This is a genomic window from Nocardioides zeae (assembly GCF_010686755.1).
Lineage (GTDB): Bacteria > Actinomycetota > Actinomycetes > Propionibacteriales > Nocardioidaceae > Nocardioides > Nocardioides zeae.
The window spans coordinates 1-24028 of the sequence record NZ_JAAGXA010000013.1; the positions used below are offsets into that span (position 1 = coordinate 1).

At 74.4% G+C, this 24028-nt stretch carries 27 protein-coding genes and 3 pseudogenes; 10 read left to right on the top strand and 20 right to left on the bottom strand.

What is annotated here, in order from left to right:
• Positions 1–477: 477 nt before the first annotated feature.
• From G3T38_RS16735 to rsmI, 8 genes and pseudogenes are all read right to left on the bottom strand, one after another.
• Entirely contained in the window at positions 478–2277 is a 1800-nt protein-coding gene (locus G3T38_RS16735) for an ABC-F family ATP-binding cassette domain-containing protein (protein ID WP_163773471.1), read from the bottom strand.
• Positions 2277–3230, bottom strand: coding sequence for a 4-(cytidine 5'-diphospho)-2-C-methyl-D-erythritol kinase (locus G3T38_RS16740; protein ID WP_163773472.1), 954 nt, complete (start codon positions 3228–3230; stop codon positions 2277–2279). Before G3T38_RS16740 ends, G3T38_RS16735 begins: the two co-directional genes overlap by 1 nt.
• Positions 3227–4156, bottom strand: coding sequence for a 16S rRNA (adenine(1518)-N(6)/adenine(1519)-N(6))-dimethyltransferase RsmA (gene rsmA / locus G3T38_RS16745; RefSeq protein ID WP_163773473.1), 930 nt, complete (start codon positions 4154–4156; stop codon positions 3227–3229). The genes G3T38_RS16740 and rsmA overlap by 4 nt, the downstream gene beginning before the upstream one ends.
• Before the next feature lie 125 nt (positions 4157–4281).
• Positions 4282–4521 (bottom strand): annotated as a pseudogene (locus G3T38_RS22910) (transglycosylase family protein); the annotation flags it as partial.
• 87 nt (positions 4522–4608) lie between these two features.
• Positions 4609–5475: pseudogene (locus G3T38_RS22350) on the bottom strand (ubiquitin-like domain-containing protein); the annotation flags it as partial.
• 309 nt (positions 5476–5784) lie between these two features.
• A complete protein-coding gene (locus G3T38_RS16755; protein ID WP_163773475.1) occupies positions 5785–6702 on the bottom strand; it encodes a TatD family hydrolase in 918 nt (305 codons plus the stop codon).
• On the bottom strand, positions 6699–7553 hold the full coding sequence (locus tag G3T38_RS16760) for an alpha/beta fold hydrolase (RefSeq protein WP_163773476.1): 855 nt from the start codon (positions 7551–7553) through the stop codon (positions 6699–6701). Before G3T38_RS16760 ends, G3T38_RS16755 begins: the two co-directional genes overlap by 4 nt.
• 123 nt (positions 7554–7676) lie before the next feature.
• On the bottom strand, positions 7677–8522 hold the full coding sequence (rsmI, locus tag G3T38_RS16765; protein WP_338037726.1) for a 16S rRNA (cytidine(1402)-2'-O)-methyltransferase: 846 nt from the start codon (positions 8520–8522) through the stop codon (positions 7677–7679).
• Between the two features lie 24 nt (positions 8523–8546).
• On the opposite strand from rsmI, the gene G3T38_RS16770 reads away from it, so the two are divergent.
• Positions 8547–10274, top strand: coding sequence for a dolichyl-phosphate-mannose--protein mannosyltransferase (locus G3T38_RS16770; RefSeq protein ID WP_338037727.1), 1728 nt, complete (start codon positions 8547–8549; stop codon positions 10272–10274).
• Here the strand turns inward: G3T38_RS16770 and G3T38_RS16775 are convergent.
• Entirely contained in the window at positions 10271–11314 is a 1044-nt protein-coding gene (locus G3T38_RS16775; RefSeq protein ID WP_163773477.1) for an SDR family NAD(P)-dependent oxidoreductase, read from the bottom strand. The two genes, G3T38_RS16770 and G3T38_RS16775, sit on opposite strands and share 4 nt — an antisense overlap.
• Before the next feature lie 115 nt (positions 11315–11429).
• On the opposite strand from G3T38_RS16775, the gene G3T38_RS16780 reads away from it, so the two are divergent.
• On the top strand, positions 11430–11840 hold the full coding sequence (locus G3T38_RS16780) for a TIGR03618 family F420-dependent PPOX class oxidoreductase (RefSeq protein WP_163773478.1): 411 nt from the start codon (positions 11430–11432) through the stop codon (positions 11838–11840).
• A 108-nt stretch (positions 11841–11948) separates the two neighbouring features.
• Here G3T38_RS16780 and G3T38_RS16785 read toward each other — a convergent pair whose 3' ends face one another.
• Entirely contained in the window at positions 11949–12485 is a 537-nt protein-coding gene (locus G3T38_RS16785; protein WP_163773479.1) for a Dps family protein, read from the bottom strand.
• A gap of 100 nt (positions 12486–12585) precedes the next feature.
• Positions 12586–13185, bottom strand: a complete 600-nt coding sequence (locus G3T38_RS21075; RefSeq protein WP_206675909.1) for a TetR family transcriptional regulator — start codon at positions 13183–13185, stop codon at positions 12586–12588.
• Positions 13186–13367: 182 nt separating this feature from the next.
• On the opposite strand from G3T38_RS21075, the gene G3T38_RS16795 reads away from it, so the two are divergent.
• The gene (locus G3T38_RS16795) at positions 13368–14654 is read left to right on the top strand and encodes an MFS transporter (RefSeq protein ID WP_194247587.1); all 1287 of its coding nucleotides are present in this window, start codon (positions 13368–13370) and stop codon (positions 14652–14654) included.
• Positions 14655–14717: 63 nt separating this feature from the next.
• A complete protein-coding gene (locus G3T38_RS16800) occupies positions 14718–14996 on the top strand; it encodes an HU family DNA-binding protein (RefSeq protein WP_163773480.1) in 279 nt (92 codons plus the stop codon).
• A 112-nt stretch (positions 14997–15108) separates the two neighbouring features.
• Here the strand turns inward: G3T38_RS16800 and G3T38_RS16805 are convergent, their stop codons facing one another.
• The 6 genes and pseudogenes from G3T38_RS16805 to G3T38_RS16830 form a co-directional block, all read right to left on the bottom strand.
• Positions 15109–15681 (bottom strand): hypothetical protein, encoded by a 573-nt coding sequence (locus G3T38_RS16805; RefSeq protein WP_163773481.1) that lies wholly within the window; start codon positions 15679–15681, stop codon positions 15109–15111.
• 95 nt (positions 15682–15776) lie between these two features.
• Entirely contained in the window at positions 15777–16565 is a 789-nt protein-coding gene (locus tag G3T38_RS16810) for an enoyl-CoA hydratase/isomerase family protein (protein ID WP_163773482.1), read from the bottom strand.
• Between the two features lie 95 nt (positions 16566–16660).
• A complete protein-coding gene (ykgO, locus tag G3T38_RS16815; protein ID WP_023645249.1) occupies positions 16661–16783 on the bottom strand; it encodes a type B 50S ribosomal protein L36 in 123 nt (40 codons plus the stop codon).
• Positions 16780–16989: a 50S ribosomal protein L32 gene (gene rpmF / locus G3T38_RS16820; RefSeq protein WP_163773483.1), complete on the bottom strand. Its 210-nt coding sequence runs from the start codon at positions 16987–16989 to the stop codon at positions 16780–16782. Before rpmF ends, ykgO begins: the two co-directional genes overlap by 4 nt.
• 33 nt (positions 16990–17022) lie before the next feature.
• A complete protein-coding gene (locus tag G3T38_RS16825; protein WP_338037728.1) occupies positions 17023–18105 on the bottom strand; it encodes a CobW family GTP-binding protein in 1083 nt (360 codons plus the stop codon).
• Between the two features lie 83 nt (positions 18106–18188).
• Positions 18189–18428, bottom strand: a pseudogene (locus G3T38_RS16830) (type B 50S ribosomal protein L31); the annotation flags it as partial.
• Positions 18429–18495: 67 nt separating this feature from the next.
• Between G3T38_RS16830 and rpmB the strand changes: the two are divergent.
• Genes rpmB through rpsN form a run of 3 tightly spaced genes read left to right on the top strand, consistent with a single transcriptional unit; the run spans position 18496 to position 19207 of the window.
• A complete protein-coding gene (gene rpmB / locus G3T38_RS16835; RefSeq protein WP_163773485.1) occupies positions 18496–18732 on the top strand; it encodes a 50S ribosomal protein L28 in 237 nt (78 codons plus the stop codon).
• Positions 18732–18902 (top strand): 50S ribosomal protein L33, encoded by a 171-nt coding sequence (gene rpmG, locus G3T38_RS16840; protein WP_163773486.1) that lies wholly within the window; start codon positions 18732–18734, stop codon positions 18900–18902. Before rpmB ends, rpmG begins: the two co-directional genes overlap by 1 nt.
• Complete coding sequence (gene rpsN / locus G3T38_RS16845) at positions 18902–19207, top strand: 30S ribosomal protein S14 (RefSeq protein ID WP_163773487.1); 306 nt, start codon at positions 18902–18904, stop codon at positions 19205–19207. Before rpmG ends, rpsN begins: the two co-directional genes overlap by 1 nt.
• A 346-nt stretch (positions 19208–19553) precedes the next feature.
• Here the strand turns inward: rpsN and npdG are convergent, their stop codons facing one another.
• Complete coding sequence (gene npdG, locus G3T38_RS16850; protein ID WP_163773488.1) at positions 19554–20258, bottom strand: NADPH-dependent F420 reductase; 705 nt, start codon at positions 20256–20258, stop codon at positions 19554–19556.
• 310 nt (positions 20259–20568) lie between these two features.
• Between npdG and G3T38_RS16855 the strand changes: the two genes are divergently transcribed.
• Together G3T38_RS16855 and G3T38_RS16860 are read left to right on the top strand one after the other, a co-directional pair.
• Complete coding sequence (locus G3T38_RS16855; protein ID WP_163773489.1) at positions 20569–21777, top strand: hypothetical protein; 1209 nt, start codon at positions 20569–20571, stop codon at positions 21775–21777.
• Positions 21778–21799: 22 nt separating this feature from the next.
• Positions 21800–22447: a class F sortase gene (locus tag G3T38_RS16860; RefSeq protein ID WP_163773490.1), complete on the top strand. Its 648-nt coding sequence runs from the start codon at positions 21800–21802 to the stop codon at positions 22445–22447.
• A gap of 95 nt (positions 22448–22542) precedes the next feature.
• Here the strand turns inward: G3T38_RS16860 and G3T38_RS16865 are convergent, their stop codons facing one another.
• On the bottom strand, positions 22543–22998 hold the full coding sequence (locus G3T38_RS16865) for a carboxymuconolactone decarboxylase family protein (protein WP_163773491.1): 456 nt from the start codon (positions 22996–22998) through the stop codon (positions 22543–22545).
• Between the two features lie 7 nt (positions 22999–23005).
• Entirely contained in the window at positions 23006–23311 is a 306-nt protein-coding gene (locus tag G3T38_RS16870) for a GNAT family N-acetyltransferase (protein WP_163773492.1), read from the bottom strand.
• An 86-nt stretch (positions 23312–23397) separates the two neighbouring features.
• Between G3T38_RS16870 and G3T38_RS16875 the strand changes: the two genes are divergently transcribed.
• Positions 23398–23934: a hypothetical protein gene (locus G3T38_RS16875; protein WP_163773493.1), complete on the top strand. Its 537-nt coding sequence runs from the start codon at positions 23398–23400 to the stop codon at positions 23932–23934.
• The last annotated feature ends 94 nt before the right edge of the window (positions 23935–24028 follow it).

Consider the following 24028-nt stretch of genomic DNA (forward strand, 5'->3'; position numbering starts at 1 on the left):
GATCGCCGCAACCCTCAACCAACGCCCACGACCTACCCTCGACCTACGGACACCAGCCCAAGCGCTGGCCGAGCTGCTCGCCAACCCGGCAGCAGCATGACCGTTGCTTAGACCGATGGACACCGCCCATCAACGTTGATGGTCAAAGCGGCGTGTTGATGCTTCAAGCGTGTTCGGTACGCCGCGAACCGGCCCGCCCGTCATCCCCAGGTCGCGGCGTGAGCGGCGTCGTCCACAGCCGGTCCGAGCGCCGGACGCACGCCGCGGAGGGTCCGATCCACCCGGTGCTCTGCATCGTCCGCGAGGACGCCTGACGGGCGACGCGGTGGGCGGCACGACGGTGGGTCGGGGCCGGTCCGCGTGGGGTCGCAGAAAGGGACGTTGGTGCGGCCACCGGACCGCTGGCTGTGTCCCGACCGCACATTTCGCGCCCCGGCCGACCAAGCCCGGCCGAGCCCGGCCCAGCCCCGCCGCGCCTCAGCCCAGCAGCTCGGCGGCCTCGAGCCACTCGAGCTCGAGCTCGTCGCGCTCGTCGGCCAACGCCTGCAGGCGTGCCCCGATGTCGGCGAGCCGCTCGTAGTCGGCCGCGTGCTCGACCGCCTCGGCGTTGAGCGCCGCCTCGTCGCCGGCGATGCGCGCGAGGCGCTTCTCGACCCGGGCGACGGTCTTGCGCGCGGCGCGCTCCTCGGCGCTGCCGGACTTCGCCCCGCGGGCGGGCGAGCCGCTCGGAGCGGCCGCCGAGGGCTCCGAGGCAGGCTCGGCCAGCGCGCCCTTGGCCGACGTCGACGCGGCCCGGCGCTCGAGGTACTCGTCCACGCCCCGCGGCAGCATCGACAGCTGCCCGTCGCCGAGCAGCGCCCAGACGGAGTCGGTGGCGCGCTCGAGGAAGTACCGGTCGTGGCTCACCACGAGCAGCGTGCCGGGCCAGCCGTCGAGGAAGTCCTCGAGCACCTGCAGCGTCTCGATGTCGAGGTCGTTGGTCGGCTCGTCGAGGAGCAGCACGTTGGGCTCCTCGAGCAGCAGGCAGAGCAGCTGGAACCGTCGCCGCTCCCCGCCGGAGAGGTCACCGATGCGAGCGGTCAGCCGGTCGCCGGTGAAGCCGAAGCGCTCCAGCAGGGAGGTCGCGGTGATCTCGCCGTCGGCCGTCGTCGTCACCCGGCGGATCGACTCCACCATCGGCAGCACGCGGGCGGTGGGGTCGAGGTCGTCGAGCTGCTGGGTGAGGTGCGCGAGCGCCACGGTGCGCCCCGTCTTGACCCGCCCGGCGTCCGGGGCGAGCGCCCCGGCGACCAGCGAGAGCACCGAGGTCTTGCCCGCGCCGTTGACGCCGACGATGCCGACCCGGTCGCCCGGCCCGAGGCGCCAGGTGGCGTCGCGCAGCAGCTCCCGGTCGCCGCGGCGCAGGTCGACGTGCTCGAGGTCCACGACGTCCTTGCCGAGCCGCTGGGTCGCGAACTTCTGCAGTGCCAGGGTGTCGCGGGGCGGCGGCTCGTCCTCGATGAGCGCGTTGGCGGCGTCGATGCGGAACTTGGGCTTCGACGTGCGCGCGGGGGCACCCCGGCGCAGCCACGCCAGCTCCTTGCGAGCCAGGTTGGCCCGGCGCGACTCCACGGCGGCGGCCACGCGGGCGCGCTCGGCGCGGGCGAGGGTGAACGCGGCGTACCCGCCCTCGTAGACGTCCACCACCCCGTCGTGGACCTCCCAGGTCCACTGGCACACGGCATCGAGGAACCAGCGGTCGTGGGTGACGACGAGGAGCGCGGACGGGAGCCCGGCGACGTGCTGCGCGAGCCAGGCGACGGCCTCGACGTCGAGGTGGTTGGTGGGCTCGTCGAGCACGAGCAGGTCGTGCTGGTCGAGCAGCAGCGCGGCGAGGGCGCAGCGTCGCCGCTCCCCGCCGGAGAGCCCCGCGACGGGGCGGTCGAGCTCGACCCCCGCCAGGAGGACCTCGACGACCTCGCGGGTCGTGGCGTCGGCGGCCCACTCGTGGTCGGCCTTGCCGCCGAGCACCGCCTCGCGCACGGAGTGGGTGTCGTCGAGCCGGTCACCCTGGTGGAGGTGCCCGACGAGGAGACCGCGCGTCTGCGACACGCGACCGGTGTCCGGCTCCTCCGTGCCCGTGAAGACGTTGAGCAACGTCGACTTGCCGTCGCCGTTGCGACCGACGACGCCGATCCGCTGCCCCTCGCCGATGCCGAGGGAGACCTCCGACAGCAGGGGCCGCACGCCGTAGGACTTCGAGACCTTCTCGAGGTTGACGAGGTTCGGGGCGGCCATCAGACGTACTCCACACGGTGGGCACCGGCGACGGGGCCGGTGGCGACGAGCACGACGTCGTACGACGCCTGCAGGCGCCCGGCGACCTCCCGCGCCTCGTCGGGCGAGCCGCAGAGGAAGACGCAGGTGGGGCCGGAGCCGGACACGATGCCCCGCAGCGCACCGGCGGCCTCGCCGTCGGCCAGCACGTCGGCCAGCTCGGGACGCAGGTCGAGGGCGGGGGCCTGGAGGTCGTTGTGCAGCACCGCGGCGAGCGTCACCGGGTCCTGCGAGGCGAGGGCCGCGATGACGCGGTCGGGCACCACGACCGACTCGGCCGCGTCGGGCCGCATCCGGTCGAAGTGCTGGTAGACGCTGGGGGTCGAGAGCCCGAGCGCCTGCGGGACGACGACCCACCACCAGGCGGCGTCGGCGATCGCGGGGTCGCTGTACGGCGTGACCTGCTCCCCACGCCCGACCCCGGCCGCGGTGCCCCCCAGGAGGGAGAACGGCACGTCGCTGCCCAGCTCCGCGGCGATCGCGAGCAGCGCCTCGTCGGGGGTGCGCAGGTCGTGCAGGCGGTCGAGCGCCACGAGCGCGGCGGCGGCGTCCGCGGACCCGCCGGCGAGCCCGCCCGCGACGGGGACGGCCTTGGCGATCTCGACGTCCGCCCGCAGCGTGCGTCCGTGGTGGGCGCCCAGGAGCTGCGCGGCGCGGTGCACCAGGTTGGTGCCCGGGGCGAGCGGCACGGCGCCGGCGTCGACGTGGTCGGCGGCGTGGAGCGCGAGGCGGACCGGGTTGGTGCCGGAGCCGCCGGGGCGGGCCGTGAGGTCGTCGTAGAGTCCGATGGCCTGGTAGACCGTCGCCACCGGGTGGAAGCCGTCGGGGCGGGCCGCTCCCACGGCGAGGTAGAGGTTGATCTTGGCGGGCGCGCGCACCGTGACCGCCGTCGTCACCCGGCTGCGGCTGCTCACGCGCGGCTCCCACGGGTCGGACCGGCCGCACCGGCGGGCGCCAGCGCACCGGTCGCGACGAGGGCGTCCGTCAGCGCCGCGAACTGCTCCACCTCGAGCTGCTCGCCCCGCACGGTGGCCGCCAGCCCCGCCTGCGCGAACGCCGCCTCGAGCCGCTCGGCCGCCCCGTCGCCGGACGCCGCCGTCATCGGCCTGAGCGCCGCCCGCAGCGTCTTGCGGCGCTGGGCGAAGGCGGCATCGACGACGCGGAACACGTCCTCGCGGGTGGCGACCGCCGCCGGGGGCTCGCGGCGCGTCCAGGCCACGAGGCCCGAGTCCACGTTGGGCGCGGGCCAGAAGACGTTGCGACCGATGGCGCCGGCGCGGCGCACGTCGGCATACCAGGCCGCCTTCACCGACGGCACCCCGTAGGTGCGCGAGCCCGGCCCGGCGGCCAGCCGGTCGGCGACCTCGGACTGCACCATGACGAGACCGCGCTCCAGCGAGGGCAGGAGGGCCATGAGGTGGAGCAGCACCGGGACCGACACGTTGTAGGGCAGGTTCGCGACCAGCGCGGTCGGCGGCGGCCCGGGGATCTCCGCGACGCGCATCGCGTCGGCGAGCACCACCTCGAGGGTGTCCGCCTGCGCGGGCGCGTGCTCGGCGACGGTGGCCGGCAACCGCCCGGCGAGCAGCGGGTCGAGCTCGACGGCGACCACGCGGCGTACGACGCCCAGCAGCGCCAGCGTCAGCGAGCCCAGGCCGGGCCCGACCTCCACCACCACGTCGTCGGCCCCCACGCCGGACTCGCGCACGATGCGGCGCACCGTGTTGGGGTCGATGACGAAGTTCTGGCCGCGCTGCTTGGTGGGCCGCAGGTCGAGCTCCGCCGCGAGCCGACGGACGTCGGCGGCGCTGAGGAGGCGGGGCTCGCCGGGGTCGGTCACGGGGCTCACCCTACTGACGCCGGATGCGGACGAGCCGCCGTGGTCGCCCGGTCGGGCGTCCACGGCGGCTCGTCGCTGGTGCTGGGTCGTGCCGGGTCCTGCGTGTCGTGCGGTGGAGCAGGTGATCAGCGCGGCAGGCCGAGCTTGCTCGCGCAGCCGGGCCACGCGCCGTACCCACCCCGGTCGTCACGGACCTTGGTGGCGATGCGGATCTGCTCGGCGCGGCTGTTCTCGTGCGGGTAGCCCGAGCCGCCGTAGGCGCGCCAGGTCTGCAGGTTGAACTGCAGGCCGCCGTAGTAGCCGTTGCCGGTGTTGATGGCCCAGTTGCCGCCCGACTCGCACTGCGCGAGACGGTCCCAGTCGGTCGAGCCGGACTCGTAGTTGCTGCCACCCGCGGGAGCGGACGAGCCGGACGAGCTGGACGGCTCCGGCTCGGGCTCCTTCGTGCCGACGCGGATGCGCTCCGTGACGGGCGCGGTGGTGACCTCGCGGGACAGCTCGGTGCGCTCGACGGTGCTGCCGTTGCGGAAGACGACGCGGTAGGTCACGTCGGCGGCGCCGTCGCGGCCCTCCTGCTCGACCTCGCGCTCGCCCTTCTCCAGGCTCGCGTCGTTGACCTCGACGGTGTCGTGGGGCACGCGCTGGCCCTCGACGGTCGCCTCCTCCGCGGTCCAGCGGACCACGGTGATGGTCTGCCCGTCGGTGACCGTGCTGTCGAGCGCGGGGTCGACGGCGTCGGTCTCGGAGACCTCCACGCCCATCTGCTCGAGCACGTCGGCGACGGTCGTCGCGGCGACGCGCTCCTGCACCGGGTCGTCGAGGCCGACGACGACGGTCAGCGTCTTGGGGGTGACCAGCTCGAGGGCGAGGCCCTCGCGGTCGATCGACGCGCTGCGGCTCACCGAGACGGTGGCGGCGTCGTCGACGCCGAGCTCCGTCAGGGCGGCGTCGACGTTGGTCGCCAGCACCCACCGGGTCTGGGACTCGCCGTCGACGGTCAGCTCGAGCGGACGCGCGTAGCGGACGTCGACCTTGGTGCCGTCCTCGACGGCCTCGTCGACGCTGGGCACGACGCGGTCGCGCTCCCCGACGTCGATCGACTCCGACTCGAGGACGTCGCCCACCGTGCCTCCGAAGACGGTGACCGTGCGCTCCTGACCGTCCACCGAGAGGGTGACGGACTTGCCGAGCGCGGCGTAGCCGGCGGTGGTGCCGGCCACCGCCAGCACCACGACCGCGACCAGCGCGATGACGAACCCCCGACTGCGGACGAGCCGGGCGAGATCGCCTCGGCTGCCCAGGACACTGTTGAGCTGCACGCTTCTCCGAACGACGTGGTTCCCGGTTCACGGACGTCGGCGCACCGCTGGGCCGCGACGTGCCGCCGGCGAGCAGGCCGCAGGGGTCTCCTGCTGCACCTCGTCGGGAACCATCGGGATCCAGTCGGGTCGACTGAGGAAGTAGCGGGGATCGGAACGCGGTTGTCTGTCCGCGCCCGGCCCGCGAGCCGCACCCTGCGCCGGTCGGTGTGGATGCCCGATCCCGGCTGACAAGACCCCGACCATAGCGGGGATCGGGGGAGCCTCCAATCCCCCGTGCACAGGGTCACGTCCCTCGTCCGCCCGGGCTCACCCGCTCGTGCGACCCCACGAACCCCCGAACGCACGCTCGGTCGTGGCGTCCACGGCGGCGCACAGCTCGGCCAGGTCCTCGCCCCGCACCTCGGCCATGACGCGCATGGTCAGCGGCACGAGGTACGACGCGTTGGGCCGCCCGCGGTAGGGCACGGGCGTCAGGTACGGCGCGTCCGTCTCCACCAACACCCGGTCCTGGGGCGTCACGGCGAGAGCCTCGCGCAGCGGTGCGGCGTTCTTGAACGTGACCGTGCCGGCGAAGGAGAGGTGGGCGCCCCGGTCGAGGCAGGCGCGCGCGAGCTCGGCGTCGCCGGAGAAGCAGTGCATCACCCACCGGTCGGGCGCGCCCTCGGCGTCGAGCACGTCGAGGACGGCCGCGTGCGCGTCGCGGTCGTGGATGACGAGCGTCTTGTCGAGCCGCTTCGCGATCGCGATGTGGCGGGCGAAGCTCTCGCGCTGCGCGTCGACGCCCTCGGGCCCGGTGCGGAAGAAGTCTAGCCCCGTCTCCCCCACGGCCCGCACGTCGGCGTGCGCCCCCGCGAGCCGCTCGATCTCGTCGAGGGCCTCCTCGAGACGACCCGCCTCAGCCAGGCGCGGCGCCTCGTTGGGGTGCAGTGCCACCCCGGCGACGAGCGCGTCGTACCGCTCCGCCGCCGCGACCGCCCACCGCGCCCCCTCGAGGTCGCAGCCGATCTGCACGATCCGCGGGACGTTCACCGCTGCGCTGGCCTCCAGGGCCGCGTCGACCTCGACCCACGCCCCGTCCGGACCGTCGGCGATGTCGAGGTGGCAGTGGTTGTCGACCACGGGGTGCGGCAGCGGCTCGGGCGCCGGCGGCCGGGACCGGTCGCGGCGCGAGCCCTGCTCCGTGGCCGCCGCCCGCGAGCGGGTGGGCCGGTCGGGATCGGTCACGCCGCGCTCCCCACGCGCTCCAGCACCGCCTCGGCCAGCGCCTCGGGGGCGTGCTCCGGCACCCAGTGGCTGACGCCCTGCAGCACGACGAGCTCGTACGGCGCGTCCACGTAGTCCGACGCCAGCTCCACGCCCGCGCGGTCGACCGCGGTGTCGCCGTCGCTCCACACGAGGGTCGTGGGCACCCGGACGCGCGCCGAGAACGAGCCGCGGGCGGCGAGGGGCAGCGCGCGGTAGTAGCCGATGGCGCCCGGGAACGCGCCGTGCTCGAGGATCTCGGTGCGGAACCGCGCCACGTCCTCCTTGGTCATGCCGGTCGAGCGCAGCACGCGCTCGAGCGCCTCCGGCTTGCGACCGGCGAGCAGCTCGGGGAGGCGCGGCAGCTGGAAGGCGCCGATGTACCAGCTCTTCAGCAGCTGCGGCCCCCGCAGCCCGCCGCGGACGAACGCACCCGTGGGCGGCACCGAGACGGCGGTGAAGGTGCGCAGGCGGTCGGGGTACGCCGCGGCGACGCCCCACCCGATGACGGCGCCCCAGTCGTGACCGACGAGGTGGACGCGCTCGCCGGCCGTGCCGAGCGCGTCGAGCAGTGCCCGCACGTCGCCGGCCAGGTGCTGCACGGTGTAGTCGCGCCGACGCGTGGGCCGCGCACCGGGCGAGTAGCCGCGCTGGTCGGGGGCGACCGTGCGGTAGCCGTGGGCGTGCAGGAGCGGCGCCACGCGGCGCCACGACGAGGAGCGCTGCGGGAAGCCGTGGAGGAGCACGACGACCTCCCCGTCGATCGGACCCGAGTCCTCGACGTCGAAGGTCAGGCCCTCGTGGACGAACGACGTGACGCGTGCGGGAGGCATGGTCGCGAGGGTAGTAGCCGGGTGTGGCACTTTCCCCGGTCGACCGGGGAAGGTGTCGCTTGGACCATCAACATTGATGGTCTAAGCGGCGTGTTCCCCGGTCGACCGGGGAAAGTGGCGGGCTCACCCCTTGTGCACCACGTCGTACACGACGCGCTTGGGCACGCCGGCGGCGTCGGCGACGTCGCGGATGGCGTCCTTGCGCGTCGCGCCCGCGGCCTCGGCCTCGGCGACGGCCGCCCGCAGGCTCTCGGGGTCGGAGGCGACGGACGCGCCGGGCGAGGCGCCCTGCACCACGAGCGTCACCTCCCCGCGCACCCCCTCGGCGGCCCAGGCGACCAGCGAGGCGAGATCGCCGCGGCGTACCTCCTCGTGGGTCTTCGTCAGCTCCCGGCAGACGGCGGCGGGGCGGTCGCCGCCGAACGCCTCCGCGAGCGCGGCGAGCGCCGCGTGGGTGCGGTGGGGCGCCTCGAAGAAGACCATCGTGCGCTCCTCGCGGGCCAGGCCGGCGAGACGGCGGCCGCGCTCCCCCGCCTTGCGCGGCAGGAAGCCCTCGAAGCAGAAGCGGTCGACGGGCAGGCCGGAGACGGCGAGGGCGGTGAGCACGGCGGACGGGCCCGGGACGGCCGTGACCGGCACGTCGGCCTCGACGCAGGCGGCCACCAACCGGTACCCGGGGTCGGAGACGCTCGGCATCCCCGCGTCCGTCACCAGCAGCACCCGCTCCCCGGCGAGCAGCGCCTCGAGCAGCACGGGGGTGCGCGCGGTCTCGTTGCCCTCGAAGTACGACACCACGCGACCCGTGAGCTCCACCCCCAGGTCGGTCGTCAACCGCCGCAGCCGGCGCGTGTCCTCGGCGGCGACCACGTCGGCCCGCGCGAGCTCCGCGACCAGCCGCGGGGGCGCGTCGTCCGGGCGCCCGATGGGGGTACCCGCCAGCACCAGCACGCCGCTCCCGTCTCCGCTCACGCCCCGATCGTAGAGTTCACCCCCGTGACCTCGCCGATCCTCGCCCGCGCCAGGGAGCGGGCGGGACGCGCCGTGGCCCCGCCCGCGGTCACCCGTGCGCTCGCCGGCTGGTCGACGCGCTGGGGCGGCTGGCTCCCCGCGCTCGGCGTCTTCGCCCTGGCGCTGGGGATGCGGCTGTGGCACCTCGGCACGCCGCGGGAGTTCTCGTTCGACGAGACCTACTACGCCAAGCACGCGTGGTCGCTGCTCAACCTGGGCTACGTGCGGGACTACCCCGACGACGCCAACGACCGGATCCTCGCGGGCGACCTCGACGCGTGGTCGGACGAGCCCGAGCTGATCGTGCACCCCGAGGTCGGCAAGTGGGCGATCGCGCTGGGCATCCGGCTCTTCGGCATGGACCCGTTCGGCTGGCGCTTCTCCGCCGCCGTCGCGGGGGCGCTGCTCGTGCTCGTGCTGTGCCGCCTCGTGCGGCGCATGACCGGCTCGACGATGCTCGGCCTCGTCGCCGGGATCCTCCTGGCCTTCGACGGCATGCACTTCGTGCTGTCGCGCCTCGCGCTGCTCGACATCTTCCTGGCCCTCTTCATCACCTGCGGCGTCGCGTGCGTCGTCAACGACCGGTTCTGGCTGCGCGCGCGGCTGGCCCACCTCGTGCCGGAACGGCCCGACGACCCCACCGCCCGCCTCGATCCGCTCGACGGCACGGCCCGCTGGGCCACCTGGGGTCCGGTACGACGCCTGCTCTGGCGCCCCTGGCTGCTGACGGGCGGCGTCATGTGGGGCCTGGCCGTGGGCACGAAGTGGACGGCGCTCTACCCGCTCGCGGCCTTCGGCCTGCTCGTGTGGGTCTGGAGCGCCGGCGCACGCCGGATGTTCGGCGTACGGCGTTCCCTCCTCCGCGCGGCCCTCACCGACGGCCTCCCCGCGTTCGGCTACCTCGTGCTGGTCGCGTTCGCGACGTACGTGCTCAGCTGGACCGGGTGGTTGATCCACGCCGACCAGGAGGAGGCGGCGTTCTCGTCGACGCAGTACACGCAGTTCGTCGCCCCCGCCGCGGACTGCGACGGCCAGGCCGAGACCGACCCGTCGCAGCGCTGGCCGACCGCCACGGAGCCGGACGCCTCGGGCCTCGGCGAGGTGGTGCAGTCGCTGCGGTCGCTCTGGTACTACCACCAGGACGTCTACACGTTCCACACCCAGTACCTGAACTGCTCCACCCACCCCTACCAGTCCGACCCGCGCGGCTGGCTGCTGCTCAACCGGCCCGTCGGCGTCCACGCCGAGAACGGCATCGCGCCCGGCGCGCAGGGGTGCGACGCGGCCCCGGACTCCACGTGCCTGCGCCAGGTGCTCATCCTCGGCACGCCGGTGCTGTGGTGGTCGGGCGCGGTGGCGCTCGCGTTCGCGGCGCTCATGTGGCTGGGCGCCCGCGACTGGCGCTACGGCGTCGCCGTCGTCGGCGCGCTCTCGACGTGGGTGCCGTGGTTCTTCAACGACGACCGACCGATCTTCATCTTCTACGCGATGGCGATCCTGCCGTTCACCGTCATCGCCCTGACGCTGGCGATGGGGCAGCTCGTCGGCCGGTCACGCGTGCCCACCCCGCGCCGCACGGTCGGCGTCGTCGTCGCCGGCGCCGTCGTCGTGCTGGTGATCGTGAACTTCGCGTGGTTCTACCCGATCTACACGGCCGAGCTCCTCACCCGCGGCGAGTGGCTCGACCGGATCTGGTTCGACCGCTGGATCTAGCCGGTCAGGCCGGCGTTCTCCCGCACCCAGTCCCACAACGCGCGGCGGTCGGCCGCGGACGGGCGGGTGCGCCGCAGGAGGGACGTCGGCCGCACCCGGCGGTCGTGCCACAACGCGCCCGACGGCGGCGCGGGCTCCACGGCCCCCAGCCACACGGCGGTGTCGGCGCCACCGGCGGCGTCGCGCAGCACGGGGCCGGTAAGCTTGTGGAAGCCCGGCAGCGAGTCGACGACGCCGGGGGTGTCGGCCCACCCGGGGTGCATCGCCGCGACGCTGACGTGCTCCGGCGCCCAGCGCGCGGTGAGCGACGGGAGCAGCTCGACCTGGGCGCGCTTCGAGCGTGCGTACGCCGTCGTGCCCGAGTAGTCCTCCGGCGACGCGTCGTACTCCAGGTCGTCGACCCGCAGCGCCTGCGCGTACATGCCCCCGGACGTCACGAGGACCACCCGCGCGCCGCTCGGTGCCGGGTCGTCGGGGTCGGAGGCGTCGGACGACGCGGCGAGCCGGTCGCGGAGGAGGTCGGTGAGCAGCACCGGGCCCAGCACGTGGACGGCCATGGAGAGCTCGTGGCCCTGCGGCGAGAGCGTCCGCTCCGGCGGCATGACCCCGGCGTTGTGCACGAGCACGTCGAGGGTGCGACCGTCGAGCGCCGCGTCGATGGCGGCGGCCGCGCGGCGTACGTCGTCGAGGTCGCCCAGGTCGCAGCGGTCCACCACGAGGTCGGCGCCCGGCACCCGCTCCAGCAGCTCGGCGCGCACCTGCTCGCCCTTCTCCACGTTCCGCACGACGAGCCGCACGGAGGCCCCGAGCCGCGCCAGGCCCTCGGCGGTGGCGAGCCCGAGGCCGGAGGTGGCCCCGGTGACCGCGGCGACGCGCCCGCGGAGGGCGTCGGGCGCCGGGTCGGCGGGCCACGTGGGGAGACGACGCCGCAGGCTCAGCCCGAGCTTCGTGTAGCCCGGCGCGATGGTGCGGTCGAGGACGGTGTCGAGACCCCGGGCGAGGGTCGTCGCGAGGGGGGCCTGGCCGGTCCGGTGTGCCATGACCCGAGCCTAGGTGGGCGGTCCCACCCCGACGGGCGAGCAGCGGATCGCTAGGGTCGACGACGGCGGCGACCCACCGCCGTACCCCTGTGACCCCGCGCGAACGGAGCCGCCCGTGCCGTCCTGGACCCCCGACTGGACCGCCGTCCCCGACGGCCTCGCTTCCTTCTTCGCCGAGCGCCACCTCGCGACGCTGACGACGCTGCGCCCCGACGGCCGGCCCCACGTCGTGCCGGTCGGGGTCGGCATCGACGCCGAGCGCGGCTGCGCGTGGGTGATCACCTTCGCCGGCGCGCGCAAGGCGCGGAACGTGCAGGCGAGCCCCGGTGGACCGGTCGCCGTCTGCCACGTCGACGGCGCCCGCTGGGTCACGCTCGAGGGGACGGCGACCGCGACCACCGATCCCGACGAGGTGGCCCGGGCCGTGGAGCGGTACGCCGCGCGCTACCGCCAGCCGAAGGAGCGCCCCGACCGGGTGGCGCTGCGCATCGAGGTCACGCGCGTGCTCCACTCGGCGCGCCTCTGAGGCCCTGCGACGCACCACGAGCCGGTCCCCCTGCTCCGCCACAGAGGACAGGGGGACCGGCTCGTCGCCGTACGGGGTCCGGGGTCTCCGCGGGGAGACCCCGGGAGGTCACTCGTTGATGTTGGCCGGCTCGCTCGCGTCGGCGGTGCGGTTCTCGGCGTCGATCATCCACGCGAGCTGCTCGAGGCGCTCGATGATGCCGTGGAGGATGTCGGCGGTCGTGGGGTCCTCGGCGTCGACGTCGTCGTGGATCCGACGGGCCGTGCCGGACACCGCGTAGAGCGACGCGACGATGAGGTCCACGCACCGGGCGGTGTCGACCTCGGTGGCCGGGAACTCCGGGAGGCTCGACTGGGTGGCGACGCGCGCAGCGCGACCGTCCACCGTCACGTAGATGGCGCGCATGCGCTCGGCCACCGTGTCGGAGAAGTCGCGGGCGGCGTCGACGACCTCGTCGAGGGCCAGGTGGAGGTCGCGGAAGTTCTTGCCGACGACGTTCCAGTGGGCCTGCTTGCCCACGAGGTGGAGGTCGATCAGGTCGGCGCTGAGCGCCTGCAGGTGGTCGGCGAGCTGCTGGGACGCCGTGAAGCGCGGGTGGGCCTTGTGGGTCGCGGCGGGCGTCGTGGTCTGGATCGTGTCGCTCATGGCGAGCTCCTCTCCTGGGGGTCCGGATTGCCGGCTCGGGCCGGCGACGTCACCCACATAACCACCTTTTCTGGAACCGTTCCAGACAGGAAAGGCTCCCCTAAACGCTGTCCTGGCGGGCGATCGCGGCCCACGCGAAGCGTCCGGCGCGCTGCCACGACGCACGGTCGGCGTCGCCCAGTGCCGAGAGCCGCGACGCCAGGCCGAGCACGAGGAGGGCGAGGTCGTCGAGGGTGACGTCCGGCGCGACGAGTCCCGCCCCGACCGCGCGGTCGAGCGCCACGCCGAAGCGCCGCAGCAGCTCCTCGCGGGCCTGGCGCATGCGGTCGTCGAAGTCCTCGCCCCAGAGGGCGTCGAGCGCGAACCGGTCGCGCCGGAACCGCTCCATCACCTCGGCGAGCAGCACGCGCAGCGTGTCGTCGCGGTCCTCCTCGAGGTAGGCCGCGACGTCCGCCGACCAGGTCTCGAACCATCGGCCCGCGACCTCGCTCAGCAGGTCGGCCTTCGTGGGGAAGTGCCGGAACACGGTGGCGTTGCCGACGTCCGCGCGCCGGGCGACGTCGGCAACGGTGGCGACGAGCCCCTTCTCGGCGAACACCTCGACCGCGGCATCGGAGACGCGCACGCGGTTGCGCGTGGCGTCGGCGCGGGGCCGCCGGGGCGCGAGCTCCGGCGCGAGCGGCGGGGTCTGGTCGGGCACGGCGCGGATTCTAGGGGCGTCAGGTGACACGGCGCCGCAGGACGCGGATCCGGGGTGGCGCACGACTCCGTCGCGCGGCCTACCGCGTCGGCGCAACATCCCCGTAACATGGCGAGCGCTCAGGGTTCGGGCGCGTCTTGGAGGTGGGTACGGCGCGCAGCCTCGCCCTGCCCGGAGCCCCCATGTCACCGATGCACTCCTACCGGCGGCTGGTCAGCCTGACCAGTCCCACCTACGTCCTCGTCGCCTTCGTCGCGCGGGTCCCCCTCGCCATGGCCCAGATCGGCACGCTGCTGCTGGTCGCCGCCGAGACCGGCAGCTACGGCGCGGGCGGCGCGACCGCCGGTGCCCTCGCCGTCGCGAACGCCATCGGCGCCCCCGTCGCGGGCAGCCTCGCGGACCGCTGGGGCCAGCGCCCCGTCGTGCTCGTCCAGTCCCTCGTGGGCGCGGCCGGTCTCGTCGCGCTCGTGCTGTGCGCCACCGGCGACGCACCGCTCCCGACCCTCCTCGTCGTCGCGGCCCTCGCCGGCGCGGCGCTCCCCCAGGTCGGCCCGCTCGCGCGTGTCCGGTGGCGTCCGCTGACCGCCGGCGAGGCCCAGCAGGGCCGTCTCGTCGCCACCGCGTTCTCCTACGAGGGCGCGGCCGACGAGGCCTCGTTCGTGCTCGGCCCGGCCGTCGTCGGCCTGCTCGCCGCCCTGGTCGACCCGGCCGGCGCGCTCCTCGTCGCCGCGGTGACGCTCGCCGTGTTCGGCACCGCCTTCGGTCTCCACGGCTCGGCCCCGCGCGGCACGGGCCGGCGCACCGCCGGCACCTCCGCCCCGCTCCTGACGGCCACGGTCCTCGTGCTGCTCGGCGCCCAGACCCTGCTCGGCATGGTGTTCGGCTCGATCCAGACGGGCTCGACCGCGGTCGCCACCGACGCCGGGATGCCCGGCGCCGCGGGCCTCGTGCACGCCCTGCTGGGCATCGGCAGCGTCACCGCCGCGCTGACCTACGCCTACCTGCCCGACCGGTTCACCCTCGGCCGACGCCTGCTCGTGGCCGCCGCCGCGCTCGCGGTGCTGAGCACGCCGCTGCTGCTCGTCGGCACGCTCTCGTCGGTCGCCGTGGTGACGCTGGTGCTCGGCTTCGCCGTGGCGCCCTACATGATCACGACCTTCACGCTCGCCGAGCGGGTCGTGCCGGTCGCGCGGGTCGCCACCGCGATGACGCTGCTGGCCGGCGCCACCGGCCTCGGGTACGCCGCGGGCGCCGCCCTCGCGGGCCGGCTCGCCGACCTGGCCCGAGCGGGGTCGATCGACCTCGGGGCGCACACCGCGGCGTACGTCGTCACCGTCGGGTCGGGCACCGCCGCCCTCCTGCTCGCGGGGGTGGCGGCCTGGCGTCGTACGCTCGTGACGGAGGTCCCCGACGGGGACCCGGAGCCCGCGTCCACGCCCGACACGCCAGCAATCCCGGCGGTTCGGTAGCGTGATGCGGGGATTTCCCCGCTACGGTCGCTCTGACCGCACGTTCTCGACAAGGAGTCACACATGAACAAGAAGGAGCTCGTCGACCAGGTCGCCTCCGCCACGGGCCTGGGCAAGGGCGAGGCCGAGTCGGCCGCGAACGCCGTGTTCGACGCGATCGCCAAGGCGCTGGCCGGTGGCGACAAGGTCGCCGTCGCCGGCTTCGGCACCTTCGAGACCCGCGAGCGCGCGGCCCGCACGGGCCGCAACCCGCAGACGGGCGAGGAGATCCAGATCGCCGCGAGCACGACGCCGGCGTTCAAGGCCGCCGCCGCGCTGAAGAAGCAGGTCTCCGGCTCCTGATCACGGAGACCTGACGCCGGCCCGGGCACGTCCCGGCCGGCCCAGGAGACGCGACGAGGGCGTCCGATCCACCGGATCGGACGCCCTCGCTGTGTCTGCGGGACCTCGGCGCTCAGCCCACCGTGGACTCCGTGTCGGCCGGCTGCGACGGCTCCTCGGTGAGGCCGGGGGTCGGCTCCACGGAGTAGAGCGGCGTGCCCTCGGCGTCGCACGTGGCGCTGACGGTCTCGAGCGCGTTGATCCACTCCTCGTCGGCCGCCTCGAGCGCCGCCGAGTCGCCCTCGATGGGCGGGCCCTCGAACGTGTACTCCTGGCCCGGCACCATGTCGGTCGGGAAGTTGCTGGGGTCCTCTGCGAACTCGTTGACATCCGACTCGTCGACGCTCGCCGCCGCCTCGGCCCGCGCCTCGGCGGCGTCCGCCAGCGGGGTGAGCGCGTCGGCGGTCTCGTCGTCGGCGTTGTCGACGAAGTCCCGGAGGTCGGCCGCGAGCCGGGTGTAGTCCGTCTCGCCCGGGTCCTCGGCGGGGCTCACGATCTCGCCGACGGCGGGGCAGGCCTCGGCGAGGTTCTCCGGCAGGTCGGGGGCTGCGTCCTCGTTGTCGCCGTCGTCGCCGCTGCAGGCGCTGACCGACAGCGCCAGCGCGCCCACGAGCGCCGCGATCCTGGTGCTTCTCCTCGCGCGCATCCGCGTCGTACCTCCACGCAACTTGGGTGTGCGACCCCGAGCGGGCCACCACCGAGGGTAGTCGAGCGGGGGGCCGACGTTGCGCGAAGGACCGATCAGGCCCCGAACACCGGCGCCCGCTTCGCGAGGAACGCGGAGACGCCCTCCCGCCCCTCGGGGCCGCCCGCCTGGGCACGGATGCCGAGCGCCTCGGCGCGCAGGCGGCTCTCCGGCGCCGGCTCGGCGGCCTGGCGGAGGAGGCGCTTGGTGGTCGCCTGGGCGCCCGCAGCGCCGGCCGCGAGACGGGACGCCATCTCCTCGGTCGCCGCCTCGAGCTCGGCGTCCTCGACGACGCGGGCCACGAGGCCGGCGGCCTGGGCCTCCTCGGCCCCGAGCCGGTCGTTGAGGAGGGCGAGCCGTAGCGCGCGGTGGAGGCCGAGCGTGTGCACGAGCATCGACGAGCCGCCGTCGGGGCTGAGGCCCGCCCGCGTGTAGGCGAGCGTGAAGCTGGCCGAGCGCGCGGCGAGCACGATGTCGGCCGCGGCCACGAGGGGGAACCCGGCCCCGGCCGCCGCGCCCTGCACGGCAGCGACGACGATCGCGTCGGAGCGCACGAGCTCGCTGACGGCGCGGTGCAGACCGTCGGCGAGGTCGTCGATGTAGCCCGCCATGTCGTCCGCACCGCCGAACTGCGCGAGGTCGCCGCCGACGCTGAAGAAGCGGCCCCGGGCGGCGAGCACGACGACCCGCGCGCCGTCCGTGTTCACGCGGCGGGCGGCAGCGAGCAGCTGCTCGAGCGACGCGGTGTGGATCGGGTTGCCCGCTTCGGCGTTCTCGAGGGTGATGCGCGCGATGCCGGACTCGGCGTCGTACGCGTAGGCCACGTGGGTCTGCTCAGCGCTCATGACTCCGCAGTCTCCCGCACCGGGGCGTCCGGCCGACCACCGGGCCGACCGAACGCTCCGTCGTGCGGCCTCTGCGGCGGGGGGCGCCGCAGGCGTCAGCCCTGGCGGGCCTTGAGCCGCGGGTTCTGCTTGTTGATGACGTACGTGCGCCCGCGGCGCCGCACGACCTGCGAGCCGGGCTGGTTCTTCAGCGACCGCAGCGAGTTGCGGACCTTCATCGCGTTCCTCCTCTCCTGGTGTTCCGGGTGGGGCGACCGGTGGCGGGGTCGACGAGGCCGCGCTGCACGGCGCGGACCAGCGACCGGGGCACGGCGTGCTCCTCGCCCCCGACGACGACGGGCACGAGGTCGGCGGGGGTCGCCTTCCACTGCGAGCGGCGGTGCCGGGTGTTGCTGCGCGACAGGCGTCGCTTGGGGACGGCCACGGTTGTCTCCTTCTTCTCGATTCTCGGGGGAGCTCAGGCGACGCGCCGGATGGGACCGAGCCACGGCTCGAACCCGTCCTCCGCGGCGGTCCAGCGGATGCCTGGGCCGACGGCGGCGGCCGGCACCAGGAGCGACTCGAACGTGGCGGGCAGGTGGGCGGGACGCTCGCCGACCCCGACGAACGTGAGGTGCGTACGGCGCGGCCGCGCCCCCCAGGCCTCCCCGTCGCCGATGGACAGGTGCCCGCCCGCGCCCTCCCAGAGCAGCGCGCGGTCGGGTCGCGTCGGCAGCCAGAAGCAGCCCCGGGTGCGCCACGGGCCGGCCGCGAGGGACTCGAGGTCCTCGACGAGCCGGTCGGGGTGGAACGGCAGGTCCGCGCGGAGCTCGAGGGACCACACGCCCGGCCCGGGGGCCGCGACGAACGGCACCTCCCGCACGTGGGAGCCCCAGGCCACCGTGCGCCCGTGGCGGTGCGGCGGTCGCGCGACGAGAGGAGCGGCCTCGAGGCGGGCGGCGTCCTCGACCACCGGCACGTCGGGGCGCGCGAGCGTGCGCACCAGGGTGGCGGCCACCCCCGCGTCGCCCGCCCCGCCGGTGAGCACCACGACGTCGGCGTGCTCGACCATCGCGCAGGCGACGTCCCCGACGCCGCGGTCGTCGTCGGCGGAGGTGCCGAGCTCCCGGTCGGCCAGCGTGTCGTCGCCCAGCAGGTCCGCGACGACGGTGCCGTGGTCGAGGGCGGTCACGACGGCGGCGACCCGCAGCCGCCGGGCGAGGCGCGGGTCGCGGGCCAGCACGGTGCAGACCTGGTCGGCCTCCGCCCCGACGGGCAGCTGCACCACGATCGAGCGCCACCGCCCGTCGCGGGCGAGCCGGTCGAGCGTGGGCAGCACGTCCTCGCGCAGCGCGCAGCTGACGCAGGCGTGCTCGAGCTCGGTCTCCTGGTGCTCGACGACGCCGGTCAGGTCGGAGACGACCCGCTCGAGGACGCCGCGGCCGACGTCGATGCGATGGCGCACGGCGACGGCCTGCGGCGCGTCCCAGAGGAGCGCGAGCTGCGCGGCGGCCATCGCGTCCGGGTCGACACCGGTCACGAGCAGCACCGAGGCCCTCACGACGCCGACCCCTCGGCCGCCGACCCCTCGGCCGCCGGGCGCTCGGCCGCCGGGCGCTCCGTGCCGCGGGCGGCGGCGGCCGCGCCGTACCGACGCCTGAAGGCCTCGACCCGACCCTCCGTGTCGAGGACGCGTCCCTTGCCGGTCCACCACGGGTGGCTCGCGGAGGAGACGTCGACGTCGACGACGGGGTAGGTCACGCCGTCCACCTCGGTCGTCTCGCCGGTGGTGCGCGCCAGCGTCGAGCGCGTCAGCAGCGTCCAGCCGGCCGAGCGGTCGCGGAAGACCACCGGTCCGTAGTCGGGGTGGATGCCCTGCTTCATCGAGATGCTCGCTTTCCGTGTGTTTAGAATGAGAACCGTTCTCAAGTCTGCCACGGAAGGAAACCCCATGTCACGTGTGTGCCAGGTGACGGGACGGGAGCCGGGATTCGGCCACCACGTCTCGCACTCCCACCGCCGCACCAAGCGACGGTTCGACGTCAACATCCAGAGGAAGCGCTACTACGTGCCCACGCTCGGGCGCACCGTGACGCTGCGCCTGAGCGCCCGCGGCATCAAGGTGATCGACGCCCGCGGCATCGAGTCGGTCGTCGCGGAGCTGCAGCGGGCGGGGGTGAGGCTCTGATGGCCAAGCGCGGCAGCGACGTGCGCCCGATCGTCAAGCTCCGCTCGACGGCGGGCACGGGCTACACCTACGTCACGAAGAAGAACCGGCGGAACGACCCGGACCGGATGGTGCTGATGAAGTACGACCCCCGGATCCGCCGCCACGTCGAGTTCCGGGAGGAGCGCTGATGGCCAAGCAGTCGAAGATCGCAGCCGAGAAGCGGCGCCAGCAGGTCGTGGCGCGGTGGGCCGAGCGGCGGGCGAAGGCGAAGGAGCGGGTACGCCGCGCCCCCGCCGGCTCCGCCGAGCTGACCGCGGCGGTCCAGGCGCTGGCGCGGATGCCCCGCGACTCCTCCCCCGTGCGCCTGCGCAACCGGGATCAGGTCGACGGACGGCCCCGCGGCTACCTGCGCAAGGCGGGCGTCTCGCGCGTGCGGTTCCGGGCGATGGCCCACCGCGGCGAGCTGCCGGGGATCACGAAGTCGAGCTGGTAGGCGCGGGGCTGCGAAAGAAAACGCGGACGGGGCTCCGGGGGCTGGAAAGAAAACGCGGACCGGGCTCCGGGGGCTGAAAAGAAAACGCGGACGGGGCAGCGCGACACGCCGAACCCCGGGCCCGTCCGGTCCGCGTTTTCCTTCCCCCAGCACGGGCCCCCGCGCACTTTCCTCACCCAGGCCCTGGGGGCGGGACCACCGAGCCGGTACGGCGCGAGCGACGGCCCGACGGCCCGACGGACCGGGGCCCGACGGGACCGGGGCCACCAGTCCCCACCCCGAACGAGTCGTGGCCCCAGCGCATCACTTTCCGATGCGCTGGGGCCACGAGCCCGCGAGGGGTGGATCAGATGTCGGTGATGCGCACGCCGGCGTGGGCCTTGTAGCGGCGGTTCGCGGCGATGAGGTTCGCCGTCAGGGCCTCGACCTGGTGGGCGTTGCGACGACGCCCCCCGTAGACACCGCGCACACCCGGGATGACCCCGGCCAGGTCCTGCACGAGGTCGGTGGCCTCGCGCTCGTCGCCGAGCACGAGCACGTCGGTGTCGATGGAGGTGACGGCGGGGTCCTCGAGCAGGACGGCCGAGACGTTGTGGAAGGCACCGACGACGGTCGAGTCGGGCAGCACCGCCTGGGCCTGCTCGGTCGCGGAGCCCTCCTCGACCTTGAGCGCGAAGGGACCCTGCTTGTCGAAGCCGAGCGGGTTCACGCAGTCGACGACGACCTTGCCGGCGAGCTGCTCGCGCAGGCTCTCGAGCAGCTCCTTGTGGCCGTCCCACGGCACGACGACGAGCACGACGTCACCAGCGGCGGCGGCACCCGCGTTGTCGGAGCCGCTCACGGCACCCACGCCCTCCGCGCCGGCGCCAGAGCCGGCGAGGGCCTCGGCGAGCTCGGCCGCGGCGGCCTGCCCCTTCTCCTCCGTGCGCGAGCCCAGCACGACGGGCACGCCGGCGGCAGCGAAGCGCCGGGCGAGGCCGCGTCCCTGGGGTCCGGTGCCGCCGAGCACCGCGACGGTCTTGCCCTGGAGGCTCTCGGGGATGGAGGTCATGCGGCTGGCTCCGTTCGTCAGGGGTCTTCGGGGCCCTTCCACGACCGATCGGTCGGGGCGAGCGGCGCCAGCCTAGTGCGGCACGTGGGCCCGGTCGTGGTGTGCCGAGTACCGGTCAGTAATGAGATCCAACGCCCCTTGAGGTCGCCTTGAGGGAATCTTGAGAGTAGCCTGCGCGAGCATGTGTCGTTGACCACCTCGAGCGGGGCACAGAAGGCATCGCTCGTCGTGATCCATCCGGGGAGGGATTCCTTTGCCACGCTCAACCACGCGCCTTTTCGCGGCGCTCTCGACCGTCGCCATCATCGGCGTGACCACCGCGCCTGCCATGGCCGCCGAGCCCGCCGCCGAGGCCAGCGCCACGGCCGCGATCCTCACGATCGCCGGGAGCCCGGTCGACTCCGGCCAGTTCACGGTCGTCAACGACGGCAAGGAGCAGTCGTCCACGGGCACGAACTCGCCCGAGGTCGCCGACGTCCTGTCCAACCAGAGCAACGTCTCGGTGGGCGTGCTCTACCAGGACGCGACCACCGCCGTCGCCGACGGCCGCGGCACGTCCCGCGCCTGCTCGGGTGTCGCCGGCACCGGGGCGGTCGTCGCCGAGGTCGGTGACGGCTCCTGCCTCACCGGCGGCGACGCGGTCACGCTCCTCCCGGGCACGGTCAACCTGGGTGACGCCCAGCTGATCCAGTCCAACATCCTCAACCCGCTGACCCAGCCGCTCAACGACGCGCTCGGCCCGCTGGTCTCCCAGCTGACGACGCCGCTGAGCGACGTGGTCAACCAGGTGCTGGGCGGCCTGGGCAACCTCGGCATCGTCATCGAGTCCGCGGGCGCGATCCAGAGCACCTGCCAGGCGACGTCCACGTCCGCCTCGGCCGACTCCAACATCGCCGACCTGCGCGGCTACGTGACGGTCGCCGGCCAGGAGATCGAGATCCTCGACCTGCCCGTCGGCGACATCGCGCCGAACACCGAGGTCGTCACCAACCTCGACGACGTCGTCGACGCCGTGCTCGTGGGGGTGGACCAGCAGCTGACCAACGGCCTCAACGGCGCGCTCCAGCCGCTGACCGCCCTGCTGCCCTACCTCGACCAGATCAACGACCTGGTGATCGCGCAGATCTCGAGCCAGCTGGCGCCGATCCGCGACAACGTGCTGAGCCTGACGCTCAACAAGCAGTCGCAGCCCTCCGCCAACTCGATCGAGGTCACCGCCCTCGACCTGCAGGTGCTTCCCGCGGCCTCGCAGTTCATCGGCACGAGCTTCGCGAGCCTCGAGCTGGGCAAGGCGTTCTGCAAGGGCGGCGTGGCCGACATCGACACCCCGACGCCGCCGACGACGACGCCGGACCCGACGCCGCCGAGCGACCCGACCCCGGCCGTTCCCGTGTCGGTCCCGGCCGGTTCGGCCGGTGAGACCGAGGTCCCGTGGGGCCCGGTCGCACTGGGTGGCATGGCGGTCCTCGCGGGTGGTGCCGGTGTGGCGCAGCTCGTCCGTTCGCGCCGCTCGATCTGATCCTGCGTGATCTACTGACGCGATGGACGAGAGCACCCCGAAGAAGCGGCCCGGACTGGGGGACGCGCTCCTCTCGGCCCTGACCACGGTGCTCCTCGTGATGAGTGTCGGCATGATCGGCTGGGGTGTGGCGTGGCCGGGTGGCGAGGCGGACGACGGCACGACGTCGTCGGAGTTCGTCTCGCTCGACCCGGCCGCGCCCATCCGGCTGGAGGTGCCGAGGATCGACGTCTCGGCCCCGATCATCCCGATCAGCGTGGCGGACGGGGAGCTCGACCCGCCCCGTGACGCCGAGCTGGTCGGGTGGTGGAACCTGAGCGCGAAGCCGGGGGCCACCCAGGGCCAGACCGTCATCACCGGTCACACGGTGCACACCGGGGGCGGCGCCATGAACAGCGTCGGCCAGCTCGAGCAGGGCGACCTGGTCGACGTGGTGAGCGACCAGGGCCGGATGCGTTACGAGCTCACCTCCTCCCCGCGCTACTACAGCCGGGAGGACGTCGCCGAGAAGGCCGAGGAGCTCTTCGGCCAGGACCACGGTGACGGCGCGCTGGTGCTCATCACCTGCGCGGACTGGAACGGCGAGTACTACGAGAACAACGTCATCGTCGTCGGCAAGCCGCTCGGCCGCCCCAAGGACGGCCAGCCCATCGACGTCGCCGCGGGCTGACCCGCGGCGTACCCCCTGCCCCACGACCGGGTCGTGGTGAGGGACCTACGGATTCCGTAGGTCTCCCACCGCGACCCGGTCGGCGTTGGGGAGCGTCAACCCACCGGGTGGTGGCTCGTCATCGACAGTCGGTTGAAGGCGTTGATGGTGACGGCGATCCAGGCGACGACGGAGTACGCCTCGTCCCCCAGCACCCGGCGGGCCCGCGCCTCGGCGCGGCACCGCTCGTCGTGGGACGGCAGGCGGGTGATGGACTCGGCGAGCACGAGCGCCGCCTGCTCCGCCTCCGAGAACAGCGAGGTCTCCCGCCACGCCTCCAGCACGGCGAGCCGTCGCGGCTCCTCCCCCGCCGCCAGCGCACGCCGGTGGTGCAGGTCGAGGCAGAAGGCGCAGCCGTTGAGCTGCGAGACGCGGATGTTGACGAGCTCGACCAGCCGGCGGTCGAGCCCGACCCGCTTCGCGGCGTCGGTGACGGCGGACGCCGTGGACCCGAGGGCCGCGTACGCCGCGGGCTCGGCCTTGTCGAGGTAGCAGTCGCTCACGACCCGCACGCCCGGCTCAGTCGACGACCCGGCTGGCCGGGGCGTTGAAGGCGAGGTCGGCGTAGTCGGGGTGGCGCTGCATCCACGCGAGCACGAACGGGCAGAGCGGCATGACCTTCGTGCCGCGCGCGCGGATGTCGTCGAGGGCGAAGCGGGCCAGCGCCGAGCCGACGCCCTTGCCCTCGTGGGCCGGATCCACCTCGGTGTGGGTGATGACGCGCATCGCCTCGCCCGGGATGTAGGCCGCGAAGCCGGCGAGCGCGCCGTCGATGCGCGCCTCGTACCGCTTCTCCTGCTCGTTCTCGACCACCTCGACCGTCATGGCCACCCCTCGCTCGCGGGCCGCCGCCCGTCGGCGGCCACGGGGGGACGCTATCGGGTCGGCGGCGGGTCGGTACGGTGCGCGGCATGGTCCCCCCGGCGCGCTACCTCGACGGACTCGACGGTCTGGCGCGCGCGACGAGCCACCCGTCGTACGTCGCGGTCGCGCCCGACTGGTTCTGGGACGCCGCCGACCCGCGCGCGCCGTTCGGCTCGGACGACGGGCACGACACGTTGCGGCACCTCGAGGAGTTCTTCTTCGACGGTGGCGCCGACGACGAGGCCCCCGCGGCCCTCGTCGCGCTCCTCGACGACTGGGCGCTCGTGCCGGAGGAGCTGTGGGACGGACCGGGCGAGGCAGTCGTCGCCTGGCTCGACGCGGACGAGCCGCACGTCCGTTTCCTGCACGGCGAGATCGACGCCTACGTCGCCGCCGCGTTGGCGCACTTCAAGGTCGCGGGCGGCATCCACCCCCGGCTCCGGGCGTGGGCGGAACGCGCGTGCGCGCTGCTCGAGACGGTCGTCGACCCGTGGGAGCAGCGGGGGTTCGGGGTGGGCCCGGGACGCTACGACGAGCGGCTCGCCGCCGTGCGTACGGCGCTGGCCGCCGCTCCCGCGACCTGAGGCCCCGGCGGGCCGGACGCGACCGGACGACGAAAACGCGGACCCGGGCGCGGGCCGACCCCGACCGGACCAAGAAAACGCGGACCGGGCCCGG

Bases quoted from the DNA above. Each gene is read 5' to 3' on its own strand.
- G3T38_RS16735 (WP_163773471.1), bottom strand. From the start codon at position 2,277: ATGGCCGCCCCGAACCTCGTCAACCTCGAGAAGGTCTCGAAGTCCTAC.
- G3T38_RS16760 (WP_163773476.1), bottom strand. From the start codon at position 7,553: ATGCCTCCCGCACGCGTCACGTCGTTCGTCCACGAGGGCCTGACCTTC.
- G3T38_RS16775 (WP_163773477.1), bottom strand. From the start codon at position 11,314: ATGGCACACCGGACCGGCCAGGCCCCCCTCGCGACGACCCTCGCCCGG.
- G3T38_RS16785 (WP_163773479.1), bottom strand. From the start codon at position 12,485: ATGAGCGACACGATCCAGACCACGACGCCCGCCGCGACCCACAAGGCC.
- G3T38_RS16795 (WP_194247587.1), top strand. From the start codon at position 13,368: ATGTCACCGATGCACTCCTACCGGCGGCTGGTCAGCCTGACCAGTCCC.
- G3T38_RS16800 (WP_163773480.1), top strand. From the start codon at position 14,718: ATGAACAAGAAGGAGCTCGTCGACCAGGTCGCCTCCGCCACGGGCCTG.
- G3T38_RS16805 (WP_163773481.1), bottom strand. From the start codon at position 15,681: ATGCGCGCGAGGAGAAGCACCAGGATCGCGGCGCTCGTGGGCGCGCTG.
- G3T38_RS16810 (WP_163773482.1), bottom strand. From the start codon at position 16,565: ATGAGCGCTGAGCAGACCCACGTGGCCTACGCGTACGACGCCGAGTCC.
- ykgO (WP_023645249.1), bottom strand. From the start codon at position 16,783: ATGAAGGTCCGCAACTCGCTGCGGTCGCTGAAGAACCAGCCCGGCTCG.
- rpmB (WP_163773485.1), top strand. From the start codon at position 18,496: ATGTCACGTGTGTGCCAGGTGACGGGACGGGAGCCGGGATTCGGCCAC.
- rpmG (WP_163773486.1), top strand. From the start codon at position 18,732: ATGGCCAAGCGCGGCAGCGACGTGCGCCCGATCGTCAAGCTCCGCTCG.
- rpsN (WP_163773487.1), top strand. From the start codon at position 18,902: ATGGCCAAGCAGTCGAAGATCGCAGCCGAGAAGCGGCGCCAGCAGGTC.
- npdG (WP_163773488.1), bottom strand. From the start codon at position 20,258: ATGACCTCCATCCCCGAGAGCCTCCAGGGCAAGACCGTCGCGGTGCTC.
- G3T38_RS16860 (WP_163773490.1), top strand. From the start codon at position 21,800: ATGGACGAGAGCACCCCGAAGAAGCGGCCCGGACTGGGGGACGCGCTC.
- G3T38_RS16870 (WP_163773492.1), bottom strand. From the start codon at position 23,311: ATGACGGTCGAGGTGGTCGAGAACGAGCAGGAGAAGCGGTACGAGGCG.
- G3T38_RS16875 (WP_163773493.1), top strand. From the start codon at position 23,398: ATGGTCCCCCCGGCGCGCTACCTCGACGGACTCGACGGTCTGGCGCGC.